The organism is Rhodoblastus sp. (assembly GCF_052145335.1).
GTDB lineage: Bacteria > Pseudomonadota > Alphaproteobacteria > Rhizobiales > Beijerinckiaceae > Rhodoblastus.
In genome coordinates this window covers 1-5,919 of record NZ_JBKQOU010000291.1, presented here as the reverse complement: position 1 = coordinate 5,919, position 5,919 = coordinate 1, and the positions used below count along the sequence as shown (strand labels likewise).

At 61.3% G+C, this 5,919-nt stretch carries 3 protein-coding genes and 4 pseudogenes; 4 read left to right on the top strand and 3 right to left on the bottom strand.

Going from position 1 to position 5,919, the window contains the following annotated elements; all coding sequences use genetic code 11:
• Positions 1-920 (top strand): AMP-binding protein (locus tag ACLP2E_RS18025; protein WP_442466718.1); only part of this gene is annotated, 920 nt, incomplete at its 5' end.
• A gap of 424 nt (positions 921-1,344) precedes the next feature.
• Here the strand turns inward: ACLP2E_RS18025 and ACLP2E_RS18020 are convergent.
• Positions 1,345-2,193 carry an amylo-alpha-1,6-glucosidase gene (locus ACLP2E_RS18020; RefSeq protein WP_442466717.1) on the bottom strand — a complete coding sequence of 283 codons (849 nt, stop codon included), beginning with the start codon at positions 2,191-2,193 and terminating at the stop codon, positions 1,345-1,347.
• Between ACLP2E_RS18020 and ACLP2E_RS18015 the strand changes: the two are divergent.
• The 3 pseudogenes from ACLP2E_RS18015 to ACLP2E_RS18005 all read left to right on the top strand — a co-directional run.
• A pseudogene (locus ACLP2E_RS18015) lies at positions 2,123-3,108 on the top strand (SMP-30/gluconolactonase/LRE family protein). The gene ACLP2E_RS18020 and the pseudogene ACLP2E_RS18015 sit on opposite strands and share 71 nt — an antisense overlap.
• Positions 3,105-3,809: pseudogene (locus ACLP2E_RS18010) on the top strand (thiamine pyrophosphate-binding protein); the annotation flags it as partial. The pseudogenes ACLP2E_RS18015 and ACLP2E_RS18010, both read left to right, overlap by 4 nt.
• Positions 3,773-5,293: pseudogene (locus ACLP2E_RS18005) on the top strand (GMC family oxidoreductase); the annotation flags it as partial. The pseudogenes ACLP2E_RS18010 and ACLP2E_RS18005, both read left to right, overlap by 37 nt.
• 4 nt (positions 5,294-5,297) lie before the next feature.
• Here ACLP2E_RS18005 and ACLP2E_RS18000 read toward each other — a convergent pair.
• Positions 5,298-5,441 (bottom strand): annotated as a pseudogene (locus tag ACLP2E_RS18000) (DUF3147 family protein); the annotation flags it as partial.
• A gap of 159 nt (positions 5,442-5,600) precedes the next feature.
• Positions 5,601-5,825, bottom strand: a complete 225-nt coding sequence (locus tag ACLP2E_RS17995) for a hypothetical protein (RefSeq protein WP_442464702.1) — start codon at positions 5,823-5,825, stop codon at positions 5,601-5,603.
• Positions 5,826-5,919 lie beyond the last annotated feature (94 nt).

Genomic DNA, 5,919 nt, shown 5'->3' with positions numbered 1-5,919 from the left:
TTCCCGTCGCCGGACGCGACATCCGTTCTCTCGATTACGGATATTGCGGCGCGGCGCCAATGCCGGTCGAGGTCTTCCGCAACTTCGAGGAACGGACGGGAATCAAGATCCTGGAAGGATATGGACTGACCGAAGGAACCTGCATCAGCAGCTGCAACCCGCCCAATGGCGAGCGGCGTATCGGCTCCATCGGACTGCGCCTGCCGGGTCAGCTGATGAAGGCCGTCGTCCTCGACGACCAGGGAGGATATGTGGGTGATTGCGCCGCCGACGAGGAGGGGGTGATCACGATTTCCGGCCCCAACGTCTTTTCCGGCTATTTGTCGGCGGAACATGACGCGGGGCTCTGGCTGGATTGCGGCGACGGACGGCGTTGGCTCAACACCGGCGATCTCGGACGCCAGGACGCCGATGGCTATTTCTGGCTGACCGGCCGGAAAAAGGAACTCATCATCCGCGGCGGCCACAACATCGACCCGCAGTCGATTGAAGAGCCGCTGCATCAGCACCCCGCCGTACAGCTGGTCGCGGCCGTCTCCAGGCCCGACGCCCATGCGGGCGAACTTCCGGTGGCCTATGTTCAGCTGAAGCCGGGCTTCGCCGTCACCGAGGAGGAATTGGCCGAGTTCGCCCGTTCGAATATCGGCGAGCGGGCCGCCCTTCCGAAACATATCCGCATCATCGAGGAAATGCCGCTGACGGCGGTCGGCAAAATCTTCAAGCCGGCGCTCAAACAATTGGAAATCAGGGACGTCATTTTCGCAGCGCTGAGCGAAGCGGGCCTGTCGCCGAGCGAGATCAAGGTCGTCGAAATTCGTGGTCAGGGAACGACGGTTGGCGTCACGCTGGCGGATATGAAGGACGAGAGCGCCGCGCGAAAGGTTTTGGGCGGCTTTCCCTACACGTTCTCCATTCGGTAGATATCGCCCGGCAAAGTCGCGAGCTTCAGGGACCTCGACTTTCGATCGACGCCCGACACGGACAAAGCGAAGATCGGCCAAATTTGATGTCCGGTTTGCGGGACAATATATCGAAACGTGAAATCGCCGAGACGGTTGAATGACCGCAATTCTGCCTAAACCGGCCTTTTTTCCCCTCGAAACCGGTCCCGGGATGTGGTCTGCGTGGTCAACATCCCGGTCGACGATGTGACGCAAGACTGCGTGCCGACCATCGCCGCTGACGAGGTCAACACGGGGTCGCAGAGCGATCCCGGATGCGACGACAATGACAATGAACAACCGGAATCGCGCGTTCGGACGTCACCGGCGCTTTCGCGTTTCAGCATCCGACGACGGTGACTTGATTGATTCCGTTTCCCTCGCCTCGCTCGACCGAATTGTTCTAGGCGACGATCCGACGACGCATGACGCGGTCCTGATCGCCTTTGAGCACGTCAAATTCGGTCTCTGCGTTCGAGCGCCAGAATCTGATGTCAAAAATCTGTCCGCCAAAGCGGAGGTTCTTGACGGTCAAATCGTTGAGCCAGTCTGGCAGCGTCGGGTCGATATAGAGCTTGCCATGCGGCGCGTCGGGCTGGAGACCGAGCATGGCATGCAACAGCGACAGGACGGATCCCGCCGCCCAGGCTTGCGGCACGTTGGCGCCTAAGTATTGCAAGGGAAAACTATTCGCGCTGCGGCCCAGGCCGGCATAAAGCTCCGGCATGCGATTGAGCATGAAGAAGCATCCCGCCGCCGCGACGTCGTGCGCGATCCGGGCTGCTTCGTCGGCATGGCCGTAGCGTTTGAATCCCTGGGCGATCAGTCCGTTGTCGTGAGGCCAGACCGCTCCATTTTGATAGGAAAAAGGATTGTAGGCGGGATGATCGGCCGAGAGCGTGCGGATTCCCCATCCGCTCCACATATCGTCTCGCATCAAGCGTGCGATGACGCGCGCCGCCCGTTCGGGCGGAACGATGCCCGACCACAGGCAATGGCCGGGATTTGAGGCTACGCTGAGGACGGGTTTCTTGGTCCCATCGAGCGCGAACGCATAAAAACCGCTCTCTTCGTCCCAAAACACATCATTGAAACGATGGTGCATTTTTTCAGCCCGCCTATCTGTTCGGCAGCGCTCGAAAAAAGACTGGCGCACGCGCCTTGGATGGCGAGCCCAATCGATGCAGCCTGACAGCGCGCGCCGTCGACGCGGCCAGAAAGATTTGACGAAACGCAAAACATGCTTGGCCATGGCGCCGCAAATAGTGCTTGTCGTTCCTGCTTGCGCCTTGAACGGCGAAAGCCCGGGCTGGAATCCGTTTTTCAAAAAACTGTTTTGGGTCGATATTCGCGGCCCCGCCCTTCATGCCTTCGACCCGGCGACCGGCAAGGATGAGTGCTGGGAGATGCCGGCCTGGATCGGCTGCCAGGCGCCTGCCCCGTCAGGCGCTGTGGTCGCCTTACGGACAGGGCTCTATGACTTCAATGCGAAAACAGGGGCTTTGATTCTTCTGGCGCCGCCTCCTTTCGATCCGCGCCGTTTCATTTTCAATGACGGGCGGTGCGATCCGCAAGGACGCTTCTTTGTGGGACCGATGTATGCGCCGCTGGCGCCTGACGATCAGTCTCGCGCGCCACGAGCGGCGCCGCTCTGGCGCTTTGACCCGGACGCCACGACCTCATGGACGACAGCGACGCCTCTGGTGGCGACGTCGAACGGTCTGGCGTGGAGTCCCTACGGAAAGACAATGTATCATTCGGACACGAACTCGCGGATGATCTCGGCCTACGATTACGATCCCGCGACAGGGTCTACCGATCGTCGCAGGCTTTTCGCCCATGTCGAAAGCGAGGCTGAGATGGGCGGCCCTGATGGAGCCTCGGTCGACAGCCAAGGCTTTTATTGGTGCGCGGTTTTCGCCAGCGGCTGCCTTCTGCGCTTTGTCCCGCAGGTAAATTGGAACGCCGCGTCCTCTTGCCGGTTAAATATCCGACGATGCCCGCTTTTGGCGGCGAAGGGCTCAACACTCTGTTTGTTACCTCCGCCAATTGGCCGCTCTCTCACGAAGAGCGAAACAGGCGACCGAATGAAGGCGGTCTTTTTGCGATGGAGGCGCCGGCGCCGGGCCTGCGGACCACCCCGTTCAACCTGGCGAGAAACCCATGAGCATAACCGTCGGCGATTTCATCATAGAGCGTCTTCACGCCTGGGGCGTCCGTAAGATTTTTGGCTATCCCGGCGACGGGATCAACGGCGTGTTCGGCGCGATGAACAGGGCGCCGGACAAGATTGAGTTCATTCAAACGCGCCATGAGGAAATGGCCGCCTTCATGGCTTCGGCCTACGCGAAGTTCACCGGCGAACTGGGCGTGTGCATCGCGACATCGGGACCCGGCGCCTCGCATCTCCTGACTGGCCTTTACGATGCGCGGCTTGATCATCAGCCCGTTCTCGCGCTGGTCGGGCAGCAAGCCCGCACGGCTTTGGGCGCACATTACCAGCAGGAACTCGATCTGAACAGCATGTTCAAGGACGTCGCCGGCGCCTTTGTCGAAACCGCGGCGACGCCGCCGCAGGTGCGGCACATGATCGACCGCGGCGTGCGCACCGCAATCGGCTAGCGCAAGGTCGCGGTGCTGATTTTCCCGAACGACGTGCAGGAGCTGGATTATGAGGAGCCGCCGCGCAAGCATGGCGCGGTATTCTCCGGCGTCGGCTATTCCAAGCCGAAAGTCGTTCCTTACGACGAAGACCTGCGCCGCGCCGCCGATGTCCTCAATGCCGGCTCCAGGGTCGCCATGCTCGTCGGCGCCGGCGCGCTCGGCGCAGAGCAGGCGGCGGGACGCTGGCGTGCCGGCTCGCCGAAAAGGGCTTTTCAGTCGTGGCTTTCGACGCCGGTCCTTTTTTCCGCCCGCTCGATGATTTTGCCTCCGACGAACAGGAGCAGACCAAGCTCTATTGGACAGACGAGCGCATCGTCGAGGGTAACGACTGGCTGACCATGGGCGGCAAGAACAGCGGCAAGGCGGTGGGCGGCTCGACCGTGCATTTCGCCATGGTGTCGCTGCGCTTCCGGCCCGAATGGTTCAAGTCGCGCACGATTTTCGGCTATGGCGCCGATTGGCCGCTCGATTGGCGCGAGATGTGGGAATATTATGGAAGAGCGGAGCGGGATTTGTCTATCTCCGGACCTGTATCCTACCCTTGGGGGCCAAAACGGCCGCGCTATCCTTATCGCGCTCACCCGATCAACGCCGCCGGCATGGTGTTGGCGCGAGGCGCCGAGGCGCTTGGCATGGCTTGGACGCCAACTCCTTTGGCTACGGTCTCTGCGCCGCGCGGCAAATCGCCGCCCTGCGTCTATCGCGGTTTTTGTCGCTTCGGCTGTTCGACCAACGCCAAGCAAAGCGTGCTGACGGTCTGGATTCCGCGTGCGATCAAAGCCGGCGCCGAAATTCGCGATCTCGCCATGGTCGGGCGCATCGAGACGAATGCGCGTGGCCTGGCAAGCGGCGTCCATTATCATCGCGAGGGCCAGTGGCGCTTTCAGCGCGCGAAAAACGTGGTCGTCGCGGGCTATGCCGTTGAGACGCCGCGCCTGCTGCTGATGTCGGCCAATGAGCAATTCCCCGATGGACTCGCCAATTCCTCGGGCCTCGTCGGCAAGTATCTGATGACCCAGCCCAACCAAGCGGTGTTTGGCGAAATGGACGATGAGATCCGCTGGAACAAGGCGCCCCCATCGACGACGATCACCGAGCATTGGAACTACGACGACCGCAAGGATTTTTTCGGCGGCTATTGCTGGATGGCTCAGGGTCCTTTGCCGATCGAATGGGCGACGGTCGTGACCGAATCGCGCGGTCTCTGGGGCGAGGCCCTATGGCGCGAGATGCAGAATTACAATCATGCCGTCGGCGTGAAAATGGTCGGCGAATCCATGCCGAACGAGAATAATCGCGTGACGCTGGATTCTGAAAAAGATCAATATGGTCTGCCAATCGCCCGCATACACTACGCTTGGACGAAAGACGACGAGGCCCTGATCGCCCATGCTCTTGACCAGATGGAGATGAGCTTGCACGCCGCCGGCGTGCGCAACACCTTTCGCCAGGCTCAGGACGCCAATCATCTCGGTGGCACGGCGCGCATGGGAGCGGATCGCCTGACCGGCGTCGTCGATGCCGATTGCCGCTGCTGGGACATCCGTAATCTCTGGGTCTGCGACGGCTCGGTGTTCCCGACGGTCGGCGGAGTCAATCCGTCTCTGACCATCCAAGCCATCGCGCTTCGGACAGCCGACCGCATCGAGGCGATGAAGTCGCGGGGCGAACTCGTAGCAAGCGGATGACGCCACTTTGCGCTGCGCGTCCCCGCTCTCCGTGCCGCCAGAACGCGAGCGGGAGTGTGGCCAGCGCGACCGAAGCAGCGGCGCCGAACAGGCCCGCAAAGCTCTTCGGGCGCAGCGTGTCGCCCAGCATGGCGAAGATTGAAATCATGGGCGACTTCGTTATCGGCCGGCTCCTTCTGGCGCTGGGCTGGGGCGACGACAGCGCTGATGCTGTGGGGATTTCAGCTGCGTGAAAATGACGAGACTATGGGAGCGACGCCCGAGGAATCGTCGACCTGATCAGGAAAGTCAGCTGCAATGAGCCAGCCTATTCCGGTCTGCGGCCGCATGCTACAGAATAGGCGCCGTCATTCTCCCCGTCGCGGCCTTCGAAAACGACGCAAACCTTGAGGCCCTTTTCCACGGTCCATAATTGCAGCTTGACGAGTTCGCCATGCAGCCGGGCCAGTTCGCGCTCGTAGTCCTTGCGGTTCAGCTTGCCTTCCGACGACGGCTGCTCGGCGTCGCGGACCTTGCCCTTTTTCTTGGCCATGCGATTTCCTCCCCTCGCTTTTTGTCCGGCCATGGCGCCAGACCGGAGCTTGCAACAAGTCTGTCACATTGCGCCGGATTTGCACATGCGGTCC